Source organism: Bordetella bronchialis, from assembly GCF_001676705.1.
GTDB classification, from domain to species: domain Bacteria; phylum Pseudomonadota; class Gammaproteobacteria; order Burkholderiales; family Burkholderiaceae_B; genus Bordetella_C; species Bordetella_C bronchialis.
Genome location: NZ_CP016170.1, coordinates 5289276 through 5307461, shown reverse-complemented (window position 1 = coordinate 5307461; position 18186 = coordinate 5289276). Strand labels below are relative to the sequence as shown.

Annotated in this window: 17 protein-coding genes and 1 riboswitch; of the genes, 8 read left to right on the top strand and 9 right to left on the bottom strand. The window is 67.1% G+C overall.

What is annotated here, in order from left to right:
- Positions 1-991: 991 nt before the first annotated feature.
- Complete coding sequence (locus BAU06_RS23245; RefSeq protein ID WP_066356208.1) at positions 992-1981, top strand: Bug family tripartite tricarboxylate transporter substrate binding protein; 990 nt, start codon at positions 992-994, stop codon at positions 1979-1981.
- 181 nt (positions 1982-2162) lie between these two features.
- Here the strand turns inward: BAU06_RS23245 and gcvA are convergent, their stop codons facing one another.
- Positions 2163-3071, bottom strand: a complete 909-nt coding sequence (gene gcvA, locus BAU06_RS23240) for a transcriptional regulator GcvA (protein ID WP_197509369.1) — start codon at positions 3069-3071, stop codon at positions 2163-2165.
- Between the two features lie 136 nt (positions 3072-3207).
- On the opposite strand from gcvA, the gene BAU06_RS23235 reads away from it, so the two are divergent.
- From BAU06_RS23235 to leuB, 4 genes are read left to right on the top strand one after another with little or no spacing between them, the layout of a single operon-like run.
- Positions 3208-4167, top strand: coding sequence for a Bug family tripartite tricarboxylate transporter substrate binding protein (locus tag BAU06_RS23235; protein ID WP_066356205.1), 960 nt, complete (start codon positions 3208-3210; stop codon positions 4165-4167).
- A gap of 53 nt (positions 4168-4220) precedes the next feature.
- Positions 4221-5645, top strand: a complete 1425-nt coding sequence (gene leuC / locus BAU06_RS23230; RefSeq protein WP_066356202.1) for a 3-isopropylmalate dehydratase large subunit — start codon at positions 4221-4223, stop codon at positions 5643-5645.
- A 2-nt stretch (positions 5646-5647) separates the two neighbouring features.
- Positions 5648-6247, top strand: coding sequence for a 3-isopropylmalate dehydratase small subunit (gene leuD, locus BAU06_RS23225; RefSeq protein ID WP_066356197.1), 600 nt, complete (start codon positions 5648-5650; stop codon positions 6245-6247).
- Positions 6248-6274: 27 nt separating this feature from the next.
- A complete protein-coding gene (leuB, locus tag BAU06_RS23220; RefSeq protein WP_066356196.1) occupies positions 6275-7351 on the top strand; it encodes a 3-isopropylmalate dehydrogenase in 1077 nt (358 codons plus the stop codon).
- A 139-nt stretch (positions 7352-7490) separates the two neighbouring features.
- Here leuB and BAU06_RS23215 read toward each other — a convergent pair whose 3' ends face one another.
- From BAU06_RS23215 to gshA, 7 genes are all read right to left on the bottom strand, one after another.
- Entirely contained in the window at positions 7491-7970 is a 480-nt protein-coding gene (locus BAU06_RS23215; RefSeq protein WP_066356195.1) for a DUF6644 family protein, read from the bottom strand.
- A 39-nt stretch (positions 7971-8009) separates the two neighbouring features.
- Positions 8010-8396 (bottom strand): DUF6152 family protein, encoded by a 387-nt coding sequence (locus BAU06_RS23210; protein WP_066356193.1) that lies wholly within the window; start codon positions 8394-8396, stop codon positions 8010-8012.
- 85 nt (positions 8397-8481) lie between these two features.
- Positions 8482-10491, bottom strand: coding sequence for a TRAP transporter large permease (locus tag BAU06_RS23205; protein ID WP_066356191.1), 2010 nt, complete (start codon positions 10489-10491; stop codon positions 8482-8484).
- A complete protein-coding gene (locus BAU06_RS23200) occupies positions 10488-11111 on the bottom strand; it encodes a TRAP transporter small permease subunit (RefSeq protein ID WP_066356188.1) in 624 nt (207 codons plus the stop codon). Before BAU06_RS23200 ends, BAU06_RS23205 begins: the two co-directional genes overlap by 4 nt.
- A gap of 55 nt (positions 11112-11166) precedes the next feature.
- On the bottom strand, positions 11167-12288 hold the full coding sequence (locus tag BAU06_RS23195; RefSeq protein WP_066356186.1) for a TRAP transporter substrate-binding protein: 1122 nt from the start codon (positions 12286-12288) through the stop codon (positions 11167-11169).
- A 285-nt stretch (positions 12289-12573) separates the two neighbouring features.
- Positions 12574-13125, bottom strand: coding sequence for a lipocalin family protein (locus BAU06_RS23190; RefSeq protein ID WP_066356183.1), 552 nt, complete (start codon positions 13123-13125; stop codon positions 12574-12576).
- A gap of 60 nt (positions 13126-13185) precedes the next feature.
- The gene (gene gshA / locus BAU06_RS23185) at positions 13186-14772 is read right to left on the bottom strand and encodes a glutamate--cysteine ligase (RefSeq protein WP_066356181.1); all 1587 of its coding nucleotides are present in this window, start codon (positions 14770-14772) and stop codon (positions 13186-13188) included.
- Positions 14773-14963: 191 nt separating this feature from the next.
- Here gshA and BAU06_RS23180 point away from each other — a divergent pair, with 191 nt between their 5' ends.
- Complete coding sequence (locus BAU06_RS23180; protein ID WP_231933945.1) at positions 14964-15638, top strand: hypothetical protein; 675 nt, start codon at positions 14964-14966, stop codon at positions 15636-15638.
- A gap of 72 nt (positions 15639-15710) precedes the next feature.
- Here BAU06_RS23180 and BAU06_RS23175 read toward each other — a convergent pair whose 3' ends face one another.
- On the bottom strand, positions 15711-15941 hold the full coding sequence (locus BAU06_RS23175) for a helix-turn-helix domain-containing protein (RefSeq protein WP_066356179.1): 231 nt from the start codon (positions 15939-15941) through the stop codon (positions 15711-15713).
- A 176-nt stretch (positions 15942-16117) separates the two neighbouring features.
- Positions 16118-16196: riboswitch (SAM riboswitch) on the top strand.
- On the opposite strand from BAU06_RS23175, the gene metX reads away from it, so the two are divergent.
- A complete protein-coding gene (gene metX, locus BAU06_RS23170; RefSeq protein WP_082988430.1) occupies positions 16186-17571 on the top strand; it encodes a homoserine O-succinyltransferase MetX in 1386 nt (461 codons plus the stop codon). Its footprint overlaps the riboswitch before it by 11 nt.
- Positions 17568-18161, top strand: a complete 594-nt coding sequence (gene metW, locus BAU06_RS23165) for a methionine biosynthesis protein MetW (protein WP_066356177.1) — start codon at positions 17568-17570, stop codon at positions 18159-18161. The genes metX and metW overlap by 4 nt, the downstream gene beginning before the upstream one ends.
- Positions 18162-18186 lie beyond the last annotated feature (25 nt).

Genomic DNA, 18186 nt, shown 5'->3' with positions numbered 1-18186 from the left:
AACGGCTGAATCGGATGCTGAACATAGGGTCGGCGGCCATGCCCCGCGGCCACGAACCATCTCTCGCACGGAAGCGCTCGACACGATTGCCGAGAATAAGGCGCTGCATGCGGAATTGGATCAGCCGTTCAAAGACTTGCGCGGAGCGCGGAGTTTCATGCCTGCTACGGCTGTAGCTTGGTGACAGCGCTCGCCAGGAGCGCACCCCATGCCCATGACGAGCGAGATTGCCACGACAGCGGCACCGAAGGCTCGCCGGAGCCGGTCCAAGCTTAGGCCAGGTTACCGCCGACTGGCACGCGGCAGACGTATGGCTTGCGGTGCTGCGAGCCAGGCCCATGTCGCGCCAAACCCTAGAAACCTATCGGCGCGAGAGCCGGCGCCTGCGCCGGCATTGCGATACCTAGGGGGCGCTGTCGCCGCGCGGCTGGACCTATCAGGACGGACCGCAGTACGTGCGCTTTCTGACGGTGAGAGCGGTCTACTATAGCCGTGGGCTTGCGCGAGTGGATCCGGGATGGACCCCATTCCTCGGTCCGCTCTCGCCTCTTCGTGGGTTCTTGAGCGATGTTTTGAACCCGGCGCGTCCCGGATGCCGCGACACCGCTTCCAGCATGACCTGGCGGAGGCGGTGCAAGGTGGGATTGGTCGGGTCCCGCAGCATGACGGGCGGTTCAATGCAGTTTGCGTCTGGGTGTCCGGGTGGTGCTGGAACTGACGCTGGGCCAACGGTTCCAGAGCACGTTCCGCCGTACGGTTACCGGGACGAGCATCGTTGGTCCCGTCATAGCGGGCGACACCATCGGTGCAGACCTGGGAGTCGTCGGTATATGCAGGACCGCCAAGCACAATCGGGCTGGCGTGACTTCAGCGGTAAGCGTGAAGAACCAGCACAGCGTTGAAGTCATGCGGTACATCGCTGTCCGCCTGTTGGCCGGAAAGCCGGCCGGCTGACTTCGGCAGCCCAGACTCAAAGACAGGAGCCCCCCCGATGTTCGAACGTCGCCGAAAGGCGCTGGCCGCCACGCTGGCCGGCGCGGTGGCCGCGATGTATCCATGGCGCAGCCAATCCACGCCCGATGCCAAATGGCCCGCGGCGCCGATCAAGATGGTGGTTCCTTTTCCGCCTGGCGGTCCGACCGACCTGGTTGCACGCTTGCTTGCGGGGCAGATCGCTCGCCAGCTACAAACCATGGTGGTGGTCCAGAACATTCCTGGCGCGAACGGCATCGTGGGGATGAGAAGCGTGGCGGGCGCGAAGGCGGACGGCTATACCGTTCTATTCAACACCTCATCGCTGGTGCTCAGTCCCAGCCTGTACGTCGACCCGGGCTTCGATCCGGCCAAGGATTTCGATGCGGTCTCGTCCACGGTCGCGATGCCCCTGGTCTTGGTCGTGCATCCGGATGTCCCCGCGCAGGACTTCCATACGTTCGTGCGCTACGCCAGGCAGAGGGCGGGAAATCTATCGTATGCCTCCGCCGGCGGCGGCAATGTCACGCATCTTGCGACCGTGCTGCTGCTGCAGGCCACCGGTATCAGCGCCATGCATGTGCCGTATCGCGGCAGCGCGCCTGCGCTGGCGGGCTTGATGGGCAAGCAGGCGCAATTCATGGTCAATCCGCTCTGCGACGCGCTGCCGCATGTCCAAGCGGGCAGATTGCGTGCGCTCGCGGTGACGTCAACGCAGCGGGTCGGCGTGTTGCCCGGCGTGCCGACAGTCGCAGAACTGGGCATCGCCGGGTTCGAGGTGCAGGCATGGCATGGCGTGGTCGTTCCCAAGGGCACGCCGGCACCCGTCGTCCAGCAGCTGAACTCGGCCATACGCGCGGCATTGGCGTCGCAGGATGTGCAGGCGCAGCTGGTGCAGCGCGGCGCGCGCATCCTTGGATCGACGCCGGAGGATTACGCGCGGTATATCCACGAAGAGGAACTGCGATGGTCGGCCGTGATACGCGCTGCCGATATACGCCCGGACTGAGCATACACACGTGCTGAGCATTCACGCGGGCAGAGCATTCACACGACTGAACGTTCACACGGACTGAACGTTCACATGGACCGCGCGTTCGCGCGGACAAGGCGGTCGCCGACGCTGGCGGCTTCAAGCCTCGACCCCCGCCACGGAATACCCATGCTCCGCGGCCTGGAAACCCGGTCGATCACAGCAGCCGCCGCGCTTCCATCTCCCGGGCTTCCTGCACGATCCACTCCTCGAAGGCCTGGACGCGCTCGGGCTTGGGGCGGTCGCTGCGGTAGGCCAGCACGTAGGCGCCGCCGGTGTCGGTGCGTTGCGGGAAGGGCGCCACCAGCCGGCCGGCCAGCAGGTCGTCGCTGACGAAGGCCAGCTGCGCGACCATGACGCCCAGCTGGTCGATGGCGGCCTGGTAGGCCAGGGCGGCGTTCTCGAATTTCAGGCCGCTGTTGCCGTCGATATGCCCGACGCCGGCGGCCGCCAGCCAGGTCGGCCAGTCATGGGGCCGGTTCAGCGAACACAGCAGGACGTGGTTCGCCAGGTCTTCCGGGCGTTCCAGGCGCGGCTCCTTGCCGAGCAGCCCGGGGGCGCAGACGGGCAGCAAGGTCTCGCCGAACAGGCGGCGGTAGCCCGGGCCCGACGGCGGCTGGGCTTCCGAATGGATGCTGACGTCCACGTCTTCCCGGTCGAAGTCGGCGCGCAGGTGCGAGGTGGTGATCTGCACGTCGATATCGCGCCGCGCCGCATGGAAGCGCGCCAGGCGCGGCACCAGCCATTTGATGGCGAAGGTGGGCGGCAGCTTGATGCGCAGGCAGCGTTCGTCCGGCTGCTGCTGCAATTGCCGGGTCGCCTGTTCGATCTGGTCCAGGGCGGCCTTGATGGTGCGGAAGTACACCTGTCCCGGTCCGGTCAGTTCGATCCCGTGGCGCCCGCGCACGAACAGCTGCGCCTTGGTCCAGTCCTCCAGCGAGGCGACATGGCGGCTGACGGCTCCCTGGGTAACGCAGAGCTCTTCGGCGGCGCGCGTGAAGCTGGCGTTGCGGGCCGAGGCTTCGAAGGCGCGCAGGGCGTTCAGGGGCGGAAGACGACGACTCACGGTTTTCTCCATGCAAGCCAGTGCGTGCGTCAGGCATGAGTCCTGATCATACCTGACATGCCTTAATTTGCCTTGCTGGCTGGCAGGCAAACGCCAAGAATAGCGCCGTATTTCAATAAAAAATACGGAGACGATCATGAATAAACTGCATGGCTGGCTGGCCGCCGTGTTGCTGGCGGCCTGTGGCATGGCCCACGCCGAGTACCCCGACCACCCCATCAAGATGATCGTGCCCTGGCCGCCGGGCGGCGGCGTCGACACCATGGGTCGCCTGGTGGCGCAGGGCTTGTCCCAGGAACTGGGCCAGCCCGTCATCGTGGACAACCGCGCCGGCGCCGGTGGCAATATCGGCACCGAGCTGGCCGCGCGCCAGCCCGCCGACGGCTACAACCTGCTGATGGGTTCCATCAGCCCCAACGCCATCAACGTCTACCTGTATTCCCACCTGGGCTTCGACCCGGTGAAGGACTTCACGCCCATCACCTATGTGTCCGCGGTGCCCAATATCCTGGTGGTGCCGGCATCGTCGCCCTTCAAGACCATGAAGGAACTGGTCGACTACGCCAAGGCCAACCCGGGCAAGCTGAACTACGGGTCGGCGGGCGTGGGATCGTCGCAGCACCTGGCCGCCGTGCAGTTCATGGCGGCCACGAAGATCAATATCGTGCACGTCCCCTATAAAGGCACGTCGCCGGCCGAGGCGGACTTGATGGCCGGCCATGTGTCGCTGATGCTGGACACCACCACCTGCCTGCCGCTGGTCAAGTCGGGCAAGCTGCGTGCGCTGGCGGTGGCGTCGCGCCAGCGCAATGCCCAACTGCCCGACGTGCCGACGCTGGACGAGCTGGGCGTACCGAACGTGTATGCCTCTTCCTGGTACGGCCTGATGGGGCCCAAGGGCATGCCCAAGGACGTGGTCGAGAAGCTCAACAAGGCGACCAACGCCGTGCTGAAGAATCCGGAAATCCGCCAGCGCATGCTGGACTACGGCGCCGAGATCGGCGGCGGCACCCCCCAGGAGTACGCCACCTTCATTGACGAAGAGATCAAGCGCTACAAGCCCATCGTGGAACTGTCCGGCGCCAAGCTCGATTAGGCGGCCGACGCCTACGCGCCGGTTCCCATTCAACCTTACTCAGACATCGATCCATGTCCTCTGACTCCGCGCCCCGCACGCTGTTCGACAAGATCTGGTCCACGCACCAGATCCTGCGGCGTGACGACGGCACCAGCCTGCTCTACGTCGATCGCCATCTGGTCCAGGATGGCTCGGCGCCCGCCTTCGCGATGCTGCGGCAACGCGGCCTGAAGGTGCGCAGCCCGCAGCGCAGCTTCGCCACCCCGGACCACTACGTGCCCACCGATACGCGCGACCTGGCAACGATCGCCGATCCGGAAAAGCGGGCCATGGCCGATGCCCTGCGGCAGGATGCCAAGGAAGCCGGCATGCAGTTCTTCGGCCTGGACGATCCACGTCAGGGCATCATCCACGTGGTCGGGCCCGAGCAGGGCCTGAGCCTGCCCGGCATGCTGATCGTCTGCGGCGACAGCCATACCGCCACGCATGGCGCGATGGGCGCCTTCGCGTTCGGTATCGGCGCCTCGGAAGTCGCCCACGTGCTTGCGACGCAGTCCATCTGGCAGCGCAAGCCGCCGACCATGCGCGTGGTCGTGGAAGGGCGCCTGCAGCCGGGCGTGGCGGCCAAGGACATCATCCTGGGCATCATCGCCAAGATCGGCGCGGCCGGCGCCACGGGGCATGTCATCGAGTACGCCGGCCCCGCCATCCAGGCGCTGTCGATGGAAGGCCGCATGACGGTCTGCAATATGTCGATCGAGGCAGGCGCGCGTGCCGGGATGGTGGCGCCGGACGACACCACCTTCGCCTGGCTGCATGGACGGCCTTACGCGCCCTCGGGCGTGGAATGGGACCAGGCCGTTGCCCGCTGGCGCGCGCTGCCCACCGATGCGGGCGCGGCCTTCGATCGCGAAGTGGTGCTGGATGGGTCGGCGCTGCAGCCCATGGTGACCTGGGGGAACAGCCCCGAGGATGCGCTGCCGATCTCCGGCCGGGTGCCGGATCCGGATAGCGCGAGCGACGCCGGCCGGCGCGCCGCGATGGCCCGCACCCTGGACTACATGGGGCTGAAGCCGGGCATGCCCTTGACCGACGTGGCCGTGGATCGTGTCTTCATCGGCTCCTGCACCAATGGCCGCATCGAGGACCTGCGGCAGGCGGCCGCGGTGGCCCGGGGCAAGCGCGTCGCGCCCGGTGTGCAAGCCTGGGTGGTGCCGGGCTCGCAGCAGGTCAAGCTGCAGGCCGAACAGGAAGGGCTGGACCGCGTCTTCCGCGAGGCCGGTTTCGAGTGGCGCTTTGCCGGCTGTTCGATGTGCCTGGCCACCAATGGCGACCAGGTGGCGCCGGGGCAGCGCTGCGCGTCCACGTCCAACCGCAATTTCGTGGGACGGCAAGGGCCGGGCTCGCGCACCCACTTGATGAGCCCCGCGATGGCCGCCGCCGCGGCCGTCAGCGGGCACCTGGCGGATCCGCGCCCCTTGCTGGAAAGGAACTAAGGATGGAAGCCTTTCAACGCCTCGATGCCGTGGCGCTGCCCGTGCCACGCGCCAATGTGGACACCGACCAGATCGTGCCGGCGCGCTATCTGCAGAAGCCGCGCAGCGACGACTTCGGCGCCTACCTGTTCCGCGACCTGCGCTTTGCCAAGGACGGTTCGGAGAATCCGCAGTTCATCCTGAACCAGGCCCCGTACCGGCCCGCGCGCATCGTGGTCGCCCAGCGCAACTTCGGTTGCGGCTCGTCGCGCGAACATGCCGTGTGGGCCCTGTACGACTACGGCGTGCGCGCGGTCATCGCGCCCAGCTTCGGCGATATCTTTTTCTCCAACTCGCTGAAGAACGGCCTGCTGCCCATCGTGCTGCCCGAAGACACCGTGGCCTCGCTGCTGCAGGCGGTGCAGGCCGCGCCGGGATCGCGCATCGGCGTGGACCTGGTGTCGCAGACCGTGACGGCGCCGGACGGCAGCCAGCACGCATTCCAGGTCGATCCGTTCTCCAAAAAATGCCTGCTGGAAGGCATGGACGAGCTCGATTACACCCTTACGCTGGGCGAACGGATCGCCGAATTCGAACGGCGGCACGACGCCTCCGCCGCCTAGCCCGACACTCCCAAAGAAGGAACATCCATGAAGATCGCAGTCATGCCGGGCGACGGCATCGGCAAGGAAGTCACGGCGCAAGCCGTCAAGGTGTTGCATGCCGTCCTCGGCTCCGGCGCCAACCTGGAATTGGTCGAGGCCGCCATCGGCGGCGCCGGTGTGGACGCGGCCGGCGATCCGTTGCCGGCGGCCACGTCGGAGATCGCGCGCAAGGCCGATGCCATCCTGTTCGGCGCCGCCGGCATGCCCGGCGACGAAGCCATCCCCTACGCGATGCGGCCCGGCGCCAGCCTGCTGCGCCTGCGCAAGGAGCTGGAGATCTTCGCCAATTTCCGTCCCGTATTCCTGTTTCCCGAATTGATCGAGGCCTCTACGCTGAAGCCGGAGGTCATCGAAGGCCTGGACATGCTGATCCTGCGCGAGCTGAACGGCGATGCGTATTTCGGCGAGCCGCGCGGCATCCGCGTCAACGAGAAAGGCGAGCGCGAAGGCTATAACACCATGCGCTACAGCGAATCGGAGGTGGAGCGCATCGCCCATGTGGCTTTCAAGGCCGCCCGCGGCCGCCGCCGCAAGGTGTGCTCCGTGGAAAAGGCCAATGTGCTGGAAGTCGGCCAGCTGTGGCGGGACGTCGTGACCCGCGTAGGCAAGGAGTATCCGGACGTCGAGCTGACGCATTTGTTCGTCGACGCCGCGGCCATGATGTTGATGCGGGCGCCGAAGCAGTTCGACGTGATGGTCACGGGCAATATCTTCGGCGACATCCTGTCGGATGCGGCCGCGATGCTGACCGGATCCATCGGCATGCTGCCCTCGGCCTCGCTCAGCTATGGCCAGAAGGGCCTGTACGAGCCGGTGCACGGCACCGCCCCGGATATCGCCGGCAAAAACCTGGCCAATCCCATCGCCTCCATCCTGTCCATGGCGATGATGCTGCGCTACAGCTTCGACCAGGCGGCGAACGCGGACCGCGTGGAGGCCGCGGTGCGCCAGGTGCTGGCCGACGGCCTGCGCACGGGCGACATCATGCAGCCTGGCTGCCAGCGTGTCGGCACGGAGGAAATGGGCGACGCCGTGGCGATGGCGGTGAAGAAAAGCCGCTGATGCGGAAAAACCGCCGCGGCGGAAGATGCGCTGAGCTGGTGTCCGGTCGTGCGGCCGGACATCAGTGTTGGGAGCCGGCCGCGGTCCGGCTTGGGCGCATCTCCGCCGGGCCGCGCGCCGGCTGCGTTGGGCATGCGTCTCATAGAAAGCCGATCCAGCGGCCCGCCACGATGGCGCCCAGCCAGAAGAGCAGCGATGCCGCGGCATGCATGCGCAGCGCGGGCGGGATTTGCGGTTCCTGCAGCGCGCGCCGCCAGTTCTTGCCCGCGTGCAGCCAGACCGCATTGGCGATGCCCAGCGCCACGACCGCCAGCTTGGCCAGGAAGGCGGGGTTGCGCAGGTATTCGTCCGGCTTCACGGAAAACAGCATCAATCCGGTGACGATCGCGATCGCCAGCGCGACGGCGGCAAGGCGGGAAAGGTAGGGACCGAATTCGCGCAGCGGCAGGGTGCCGGCGCGCCGCAGCAGGCGCAGGTCCAGCGCCATGATGGAGCCCAGCAAGGTGCCCAGCGCGGCGATATGCGCGGCATTGACCAGCAGATACCCGATGCTGGAATCGCGCAGGAATACGGCGGGCGGCAGGCCCGCTATCCATTGGGCGTAGGCATCCAGGTTCATGGTGGTGGCCTCTCGCGATGGGGCGCGGCGCCCCCGGCCTTATCGCCGGATCCGTTCCGGGTAGATGTCGTAGGTCTTGCCGCCCACGGAAATCTGCACCGCCTTCATGCGCTTTTCCGCATGGTCCCTGGCGCGGTTGCCAATGGCCGTGATGGACTGCCCGGCCTTGGCGGATTGGTCGTTGAAGCCGGATTCGCGCGTTTGCGTGGGATTGCCCAGCTCCACGCGCCACAGTCCGTCGTCCTTGGTCCGCACATCCAGGTAAGGGTGAGGCGGCGCGATCACCACCGTTTGCACGACGCCGGTCAGCTGGATCTGTTCGCTATCCGCCCAGGACCAGCCATGATGGGCGCCGGCGGTGCCGGCCAGGACGAGCGGCAAGGCAATCGCCGCGCTACGGGCGGCGATGGAGCGTAAGGATGTCATGGTGCGTCTCCGGGTCGGTCGCGCCGCGCGCGCGGGCGGCGGCATACGGGAATCGGGGTCGGCGGTCTCGGGTGTGCGCTGGCTTTCAGTTGTACAACAGTTTCGGCAGCCACAGGCCGATGCCGGGAAAGACATACAGCAGGAAGATCGCCACGATCTGTATGCCCATGAAGGGCATCATGCCCAGGAAAATCTGGTTCAAGGTGACCTGCGGCGGCGCCACGCCTTTCAGGTAGAAGGCCGACATGGCCACCGGCGGCGACAGGAAGGCGGTCTGCAGGTTCAGCGCCACCAGCAGGCCGAAGAACAGCGGGTCGATATCGAAGGCCGTCAGCAAGGGCACGAAGATGGGCATGAAGATGACGATGATCTCCGTCCATTCCAGCGGCCAGCCCAGCAGGAAGATGATGATCTGCGCCAGGATCAGGAATTCCAGCTTGCTCAGGCCCAGGGACAGCACCCAGGATTCCACGATGGCCTGCCCGCCCAGCAGGGCGAAGGCCGCGGAAAAAATAGACGAACCCACGAAGAGCCAGCACACCATGGCCGTGGTCTTGGCGGTCAGGTACACCGACTCCTTCAGCACCGGCATGTTCAGCCGCCGGTAGGCCAGGGCCAGCAGGGCGCCGCCCAGCGCACCCATGGCCGCGGCTTCGCTGGGCGTGGCCAGGCCGAAGGTGATCGACCCCAGCACCGCGGCGATCATGATGGCCAAGGGGAAGAAAGACTCCATCAGCATCCGGAAGACCAGCAGGCGCTGCCAGTTCAGCAGCAGGTAGAAGATGGCAACGATGGCGGCGCATACGCCGAAGCCTATCCAGTAGCCGTAGGGTGCTGGCAGCCGTGCGGTATCGGTGCCGGTCCCGGCGCCGCCGGCCGCGACGGGCTGCGCCTGTGCGGCCGGCGGCGCTTGCGTGCCTGGCGGTTCCATCAGCGCGCCTGCCGCGGGTTCGGCTGGCCCGCCTTCCACGGGCGGCTCCGCCAGGGCGCCCGTGGCGGGCGGTTCGGCCAATCCCCCCGCGCCGGGCGGCTCCGCCAGTCCCCCCGGTTCGGCCAGCCCACCGCCGTCGGCCATGCCCTGCGCCGATTCCAGGCGCAGTTCATCGGGAATGTCGTAGGTGGCCGCCGGCGTCGTCACGATGTCGTGGGTGACGCCCAGCACGGCGGCGAACAGCACGACCGGGGCCAGCGCCACCGCCAGATGGGTCCACAGGAACGGACGCGAGGCCGCCGCGGAGCCCGGACGCGGGCGGAACAGCGCGCTCAGCAGGCCCGCCATCGCATTGCCCGGATGGGCGCGCGCGACACGGGCGGCGTCTTCCGGCAGCGGGATCTGCCGTTCGGCGGCGGGCAGGGGCGGCGCCAGATCGGGCCGCAAGGCCGACACGATAATCACGTACACCACATACAGGCCCGCCAGCATGATGCCCGGGAACAGCGCACCCGCGTAAAGCTGCACCACCGAGACGCCCGTGGTCGCGCCGTAGACGATCAGCATCACGGAAGGCGGGATGAGGATGCCCAGGCAACCGCCCGCGGTGATGGACCCCGACGTCAACCCGGTGCTATAGCCCGCTTTCAGCATCGCCGGCATCGCGAGCAATCCCATCAGGGTCACGACCGCGCCCACGATGCCGGTGGCGGTGGCGAAGATGGCGCAAGTGACCAGGGTGGCCACCGCCAGCGCGCCGGGCAGGCGCGCCAGGGCCAGGTGCATGGAGCGGAACAGTTTCTCTATCAGGTTGGCGCGCTCCACCAGGTAGCCCATGAACACGAACAGCGGAATGGAGATGAGCGACTCGTTGGTCATGGTGGCGTAGGTCCGCTGCACCATCAGGTCCAGCGTCTGCCGTACGGCGCGCGGCGAGAAGCCGTCGCCCTGCATCGAATACGAAAAGAAGGTGAAGAGCACGCCCATGCCCATCAGCGTGAATGCCGTGGGAAAGCCCAGCATGATGGCCACCACGATCAGGGCCAGCATCAGCAATCCGATGTGGCCGGAGGTCAGGCTGCCCCAGGGCGTCAGGAAGGCGATCATGGCGATCACGATGCCGATGCAGGAGAAGCCGAACCAGACAGCCCTGTTGGTTTTCATGAACGGTGTCCTTGTCCGGCGGCGTAGCGATCCAGCCCGGCGATGTCTGCGTCCTTGACGTGCACCATTTCCTTCAGCTTGTCGACGTCGACCTCCTCGACGTCGTCGGCGCGGCGCGGCCAGGCGCCGTCGCGCAGGCAGAGCGCGCAGCGGCAGATCTCCGCCAGGCCCTGCAGCAGCAGGATGGCGCCCGCGACGGGAATGAAGACCTTGAAGGGGTAGATGGGCGGGCCGTCGGCCATCAGCGAGGAATGCTCGCGGATGGCGATGGATTCCCCCGCGTAGTACCAGCCCGCCCATACCAGCGCGGTGACGCCCGGCACGAAAAACACCAGGTACAGCGCCATGTCCAGGCCGGCCTGCACGCGCGGCGGCAGGAAACCGTAGAGGATGTCGCCGCGCACATGGCCATTCTTGGCCAGCGTATAGGCGCCGGCCATCATGAACATGATGCCGTAGTACATCATCTGCATATCGAAGGCCCAGGCGCTGGGGCGATGGAACAGGTAACGCGCCAGGACCTCCCAGGCGATGTGCAGCGTCAGCGCCACGATCAGCCAGGCGAAGGCCTTTCCCACGGCGGTCGACAGCCGGTCGACGAAACGGATGAAGTCCATCATGGGAAAGGCGCGCTCCTGCGGTCGGGCATGGCGGAATGCCGGCGGCTTGCGGCGCTCAAGCCTTGGACGGCGTCGTGAAGTAGTGGTTGTAGGCCATGCGGTAATTGACCTGCGTATCGCCTTGCCATTTGCCGGCGCGCTGGGCAAAGGCTTTTTGCGAGTCCAGCACTTTCTTGAACAGTGGGTTTTCCGCCGACCGCCGAGCGATCATCTCGTCCCAGATCTTCAGCTGCTGCTGCAGGATGGCGTCCGGCGTCTTGTAGAACCTGACCTTGCGGTCGTTCTGCAGCACCAGATAGTCTTCCGAGTAGCGATGCGTGGCCTTCCAGGACATATCGGCGCTGGACGCCTGGGCCGCATAGCGCAGCAGATGCTTCAGATGTTCCGGCAGGGCGTTGTACTTGTCCTTGTTGAACAGGATTTCGAACTGTTCCGCGCACTGGTGGAAGCTCTGCAGCATGCAGACCTTGGATACGTCGGCGAAGCCCAGCGCCAGGTCCGAGGACGCGTTGTTGAATTCCGCGCCGTCCAGCAGCCCGCGATCCAGGGCCGGCACGATCTCGCCGCCCGGCAGCGCATTCACGGCCGCGCCCATCGCGGTGTACATATCGATGGCCAGCCCGACGGTGCGGAACTTCAGGCCTTTCATCTCGTCGACCCGCGTTACGGGCTTCTTGAACCAGCCGAAGGGCTGGGTAGGCATCGGGCCATACATCAGCGACACCACATTCACGCCCATGGCTTTCTGGATTTCCTCCAGCAATTCCTTGCCGCCGCCGTATTCGTGCCAGGCCAGCAGCATATTGGCGTCCATGCCGAAGGCCGGACCGGATCCCCACAGGGCCACGGCGGTGTTCTTGCCGTACCAATAGGCGACCACGCCATGGCCGCCGTCCAGGGTGCCGGCCGATACCGCGTCCAGCAGGTCGAAGGCCTTGACCACCGCGCCGGCGGGCAGGACTTCGATGCGCAGTTGCCCGCCCGCCATGTCGTTGACCTTGCGGGCGTAATCCTGCGCGAACTCATGGAAGATGTCTTTTGCCGGCCAGGTACTCTGGAACCGGAGCGTAATGGGCGCTTGCGCCGGGGCGACCGCGGGCAAGCCCAGGGCCGCGGCCCCCGCGGCGGCGGTGGCGCCCGTTAGGAATGTGCGACGAGAACGAGTCTGGCGTTGCATGGCTTATGTCTCCTGGTGGCTGCTTGAGAACCATCCTGTTATGGAATCCCACTCCCCAACCGCGCTGTGTCGTTTCTTTTGTTCGTGCCAGCTCGTATGCGAGGAATTACACGCGCATGCCGGTCAGTTGACAATTGGCTGAACGTTGGGATTAACCCGAAGCGGGTCGACCCGATGTCCTATCGGCGAAGCCAGCCGGGGGATGACTATCGGTTGAGCCGCACGCGCGCTTCCCAGGAGAGCCGGCCGGCAAGCGCGGGGTCGCGCACTAGTGCGCCTGGCCCGCTAGCGCGAAGGCGCCTGGCCACCGGTCTGCGGGGTATAGACCAAACGGTCGATGGGGTAGCCCTCGGCCTTGGCGATGGCACGGGCCTGGTCCAGGGCCGCCGGGGCCAATTGGGGCGTGCGCGACAGTATCCACAGGGATTTGCGGCCCGGGGAACCCACCACGGACCAGCTGTAGTCCGGCGCCAGCCCGATGATCCAGTAGTCGGCACTGAACGGGGGCAGGAAGGTGACCTGCAGCTTGGCGTTATTGCTGCCGGATACCGGCTCGGCGGTACCGTGCGCGGTGCGGATGTCGCCGTTCTCGGTGCGGCAGCTGTTTTCGATGGCGATCGTATGGGCATCGCGCTGGGTATACAGCGCGATGCTGTCGCTGACGCAATAGCGCTGGTAGAAGCGGGGCAGGCGCGCGATTTCGTACCACTTGCCCAGGTAGCTGCGCAGATCCACGGACGGGACTGCCCGCGGAACGGCCTGCGGCTCGGCTTGCGCCGGCGCCGCGCCGCACAGTGCGGCCAGATACAGGCTGGCGATACACGCCCGAAGATTCATGGGGCTCCTCGCGGGTGGAACGAGGGCCGGCCAGTCGGAAAGGCCCGGCGCCGCTGCCGATCATACCCCCGGAACCGGCGTCACGGGCGGCTTCAGGGCCTGGTGGTAGCGCAGCACGTAGGCATCGAAATCTATCGAGTCGGCGGCTTCGATCGCCGCCTGTTCGGCCAGGGAAGCGCGCGCCGTCTCCTGGTAGGCCGCCGTCTTCGCGGCCGGCAGCGGCGTCGCGAGCAGGGCCTGCGCGTGGGCCCGGCTTTGGGCCAGGGTGTATTCCCGGAAGCTGGCGCCGCTGCGCCGGATATCGGCCAGCAGGCGCGCCGATGGCGTCGCGTCCGGTTCGTCCATCTTGCCGGCCTGGGCCCGCACCGCCTGCCGGTACGCCTGTCCGCCATAGGCGGCATCCAGCAGTTCGGCATAGGGGGCGATGCGGTCCAGCAGCTCCTTGCCCCACTGCGCCAGCGGCACGGAGACCCCGTCGCGCAACAGCGCCAGGCCGGGCCGGCGGCCTTCGTTCACGACGCGGTTGAAGTTGCCCGCGCTATTGCTGCAGAACCCGGCCTCGTCGAAGTAGGGACTGTCGCTGGCCGCACAGAACAGCAGGAAGGCATCGACAAAGCGGGCGGTTTCGGCTGCGATGCCGGCGGGCTCGTAAGGGTCGATATCCAGGCAGCGCACTTCCACGTACTGCACGCCGCGCTCGGCGAGCGCGGTGATCGGCCGTTCGCAGCGGCCGGTGGCGCGCTTGGGGCGGATGCTGGAGTAGTACTCGTTTTCGATCTGCAGGATATTGGTGTTCAGCTGGAGCCATTCGCCGTCGCGCCGTGTGCCGATCGCCTCGTACGCCGGCCAGGGCATGGTGACCGCGGAATACAGGCGCTGCAGGAAAGTGGACAGGTCGTTGTAGCAGGGCTTGAGCTGGGACTGGGCCGGATTGTGATAGCCCAGGTCGCCCATGCGCAGGCTGGTGGCATGGGGCAGGTAAAGCGTGTCGCTGTCCAGCGACTGCAGCGGGTGGTCGCGGCCGCGCAGGAAGTCGCGCGACAGGGCCGGCGCTGCGCCGAACAGGTACATCAGCAGCCAGGAGTAGCGCGTGAAATTGCGGATCAGGCCAATGTAGCCTGCGGACCGGCGGTCCTGCTCGCTGGCGCCGGGCTGTTCCAGCAGGCTCCATAGGCGGTCGTCCAGCGAGAAGTTGTAGTGCACGCCGGCAATGCACTGCATGGTCTTGCCATAGCGGTGGGCCAGGCCGCGGCGGTAAACGTGCTTGAGCATGCCGGTATTGGAGGTGCCGTACCACGCGATGGGGATCTCGGCTTCGTCCGGCAGCGCCGCGGGCATGGATTGGTTCCAGATCAATTCGTCGCCGAGGTTGGCGCCGACGAAGCGATGGATGTCCTGGAGTTCGCCCATCAGGCCGGCGACGTCGGCATGGGTGCCGGTGATCAACTCCAGCAAGGCTTCGGAATAGTCGGTGGTGATGTGCTCGTTGGTCAGCGCGGAACCCAATGCCGCCGGATGAGGCGTACGCGCGAGCCGGCCCTGGCCATCGACCCGCAGGCCTTCTTTTTCGATGCCGCGCAGGGTACGGACTAGCAGATCCCGGTTGGCATCCAGGCGGGCAAGGCGACGAGCGGAAATATCGGTCACGGCGGGCTTCTTATGGTCCAGGTTGATGGAAGCTGATTTTACGGGCTGCGCCGGGGGGCGCGTGGAGTAACCCGCGCCGGACGGGGGAATCGCGCGCCGTCCTCATGCGTGCCGGCGGCTTGGGCGACAATGCACCGTGACCGTTATACCGCCGGGTGGGCCGGGGCCGCCGCGCGGACCAGGATAAATCGATGCCGCACGAATCTACCGCGATGAATGCAAGGATTTCCGACGACCGCGCGGGCGCCACGGGAGCCCATGCCGCCCATGCCGCCGTGCGAGCCGCGGGCGCCGCCGTGTGGACCACGCCTTTCGCCGCCGCCCCGGCTCGCATGGCGCCGGCTTCGCCGGCCAGGCGGGCGGCGTGCCTGGCGGCCCTATGCGCCGCGCTGGTGGGCGGGTGCACCCCCAGCTACAACTGGCGGGAGCTTCCCATCGCCGATGGCGTCGCGCGCGCGGCGTTTCCGGCACGGGTCGCCAGCGATACGCGGGACATCGGCCTGGCCGGCCAATCGCTGCGCTTTACCTTGACGTCGGCCCGTGTCGGCGATGCGGTATTCGCCGTGGGATATGCGCCCTTGCCGCCCGCGCTGGCGAGCGATCCGGCGGGCCAGCGGGAGCTGGCCGGCGCGCTGGTGCGGGCCTTGCATGAAACCCTGCATGCCGCCGCGCCGGCCGCCGCGCCGGACTACGGAACGGATATAGAAGTCCACGGCCAGGCGGGAGGCCATGCGGTCTGGGCCCTGGCCCGCGTCTGGGTGCAGTCCGGCCTGCTGCTGGAGGCCGTGGCGACGGGATCGGAGAAGGGCTTGCCGCGCGACGCGGCCCGCGAGTTCGTGGGATCCCTGCGCTTCGAAGGCCGTTGAAGGCGGCCCGCCCGCCGCATGGGCGGGCGGGACCACGCCGCCGCCGGACCCGTGGTGGCCGGCGAAAACGAATCAGCGGCCGCCGCCCCCGACGTGGCATGCCGCGAGCAGGCCGCAGGTCAGTGCCGTGGCCACGGCCGCGCGCCGGTTGCGCGCGCACAGTTTCCGGCAGGCATTCTGCAGGTGGAAGTTCACCGTTCGCTCGCTGACGCCCAGAATCATGGCCGTTTCCCGGCTGGTCTTGCCGGCGGCGGCCCACTGCAGGCAGGCCGCCTCGCGTTCTGACAACTTCTTTTCTGGCATCGGGGATCGCCGCCGTGGCGGCGGGATAGGCGGGAGAGGGGCGGAAATACCCCGGGATGGTGCCGTAGCGGATCGGCGCGGCCCAGCGATGAAACGAATGGGAATTGGGACGGCGATTCCGCGCAGGCGCCCGCGTGTCCGGAGCGGGTCTTGTGCCGGTGCTAGAATCTGCGTTCCATTCGATTGGCGCCGATTTGCCTGATCCGCTTGCGGGCGCCTGATAAATCCAGCTAAAGAGGTCTGCATGACTGCAACCATCGAGCATTCCGCCGACGCGCCCGTCCGCGCGCCATCCACCGGCACACCTGTCCCGCCGGCCCCCTCCGCGCCTGCCCCCGTCGACCCCGGCGGTCCCCTCGGCACCCTTGACGCCCTTGCCCAGGCAACTCCGCCCGCTGGCCCGGCCGCCGCGCCGGCGCCCCGCGGCGAAGCGCCCGGCCAAGCCGCGGCCGCCGGCCGCTCGGTGGGCGTCGTGGCGCCGGTCTTCCTGAAGTTCTCCGAACCGCTGCCGCTTGCCAGCGGCCAGTCCTTGCCGTCCTACGAGCTGGCGGTCGAAACCTACGGCACCCTGAACGCGCAGCGCAGCAACGCGGTGCTGGTGTGCCATGCGCTGAATGCATCGCACCACGTCGCCGGCATCGCCGCCGACGACCCTGGCGATATCGGCTGGTGGGACAACATGGTCGGTCCGGGCAAGCCCGTGGACACCGACCGGTTTTTCGTGATCGGCATCAACAACCTGGGTTCGTGCTTCGGCTCGACGGGACCGGCCAGCATCAATCCCGAGACCGGCAGGCCCTGGGGCGCCGCGTTTCCCGTGCTCACCGTGGAAGACTGGGTGCACGCCCAGGCACGGGTGGCCGACCATTTCGGCATCGAGCGCTTTGCCGCCGTGATGGGCGGTTCGCTGGGCGGGATGCAGGCCCTGAGCTGGGCCACCGCCTGTCCGGAACGCGTGGCGCACTGCGTGGTGATCGCCAGCACGCCGCGGCTGTCCGCGCAGAACATCGGCTTCAACGAGGTGGCGCGGCGCGCGATCATCACCGATCCCGATTTCCACGGCGGCGATTACTACGCGCACAACACGGTCCCGCGCCGGGGCCTGGCGGTAGCGCGCATGATCGGCCACATCACCTACCTGTCCCAGGACGACATGGCCGAGAAATTCGGCCGCACGCAGCGCGAGCCGGGCGCCAACGGCGAGTACCGCTACGGCTACGACGTCGAGTTCGAAGTGGAGTCCTACCTGCGCTACCAGGGCGAAAAGTTCTCGCGCTATTTCGACGCCAACACCTACCTGCTGATCACGCGCGCGCTGGATTATTTCGATCCTTCGCGCACGCACGGCGGCGACCTGGCGCGCGCGCTGGCGCCGGCGCAGGCGGGCTTCCTGCTGGTTTCGTTCAGCACGGACTGGCGCTTCCCGCCGGAGCGCTCGCGCGAGATCGTGCGCGCGCTGTTGAAGAACGGGCGTCCGGTCACCTATGCGGAAATCGATGCGCCGCATGGCCACGATGCCTTTCTGCTGGACGACGCGCGCTATCACGCAGTGGTGCGCGCCTACTACGACCGTATCGCGCATGAACTGGGGCTGCCCCCGCGCGCGATCGAGCACAGGGGGGCGGAATGAGCAAAGCGGTACTGCGCGTCGACCTGGCCCGCATCGCCAGCTGGATCACGCCGGGGTCGCGCGTGCTGGACCTGGGATGCGGAGACGGGGAACTGCTGGCCTGGCTGCGCGACGAGCGCCAGGTCCGTGGCGCCGGCGTTGAAATCGATGACAACTACGTGATCGCCTGCGTGCGTCGCGGCGTTGACGTCATCCAGCAGAACCTGGAAGATGGCCTGGCCCTGTTCGACGAAGGCCAGTTCGACACGGTGGTGCTGTCGCAAACCCTGCAGTCCATGCATCGCAGCGAGCATATCCTGCGGGAAATGGCCCGGGTGGCGCGCTACGGCGTGGTGTCCTTCCCGAATTTCGGCTATTGGCCGCACGGCTGGTCCATCCTGCGCGGGCGCATGCCCGTGACCGGACAAATGCCCTACGAGTGGTACAACACGCCCAACATCCACCTGTGCACCCTGCGGGATTTCGAAGCCCTGGCCGCCAAGCTGGGATTGCGCATCCTGCAGCGCGCCACCTTCAACGACGACCGCGAAATACGCCTGCTGCCGGGCTGGCGCAGCACGCTGGCGGTCTACCGCTTTGCCGCCGGCTAAGTCCATCCCGTCACGGAGACCGCGT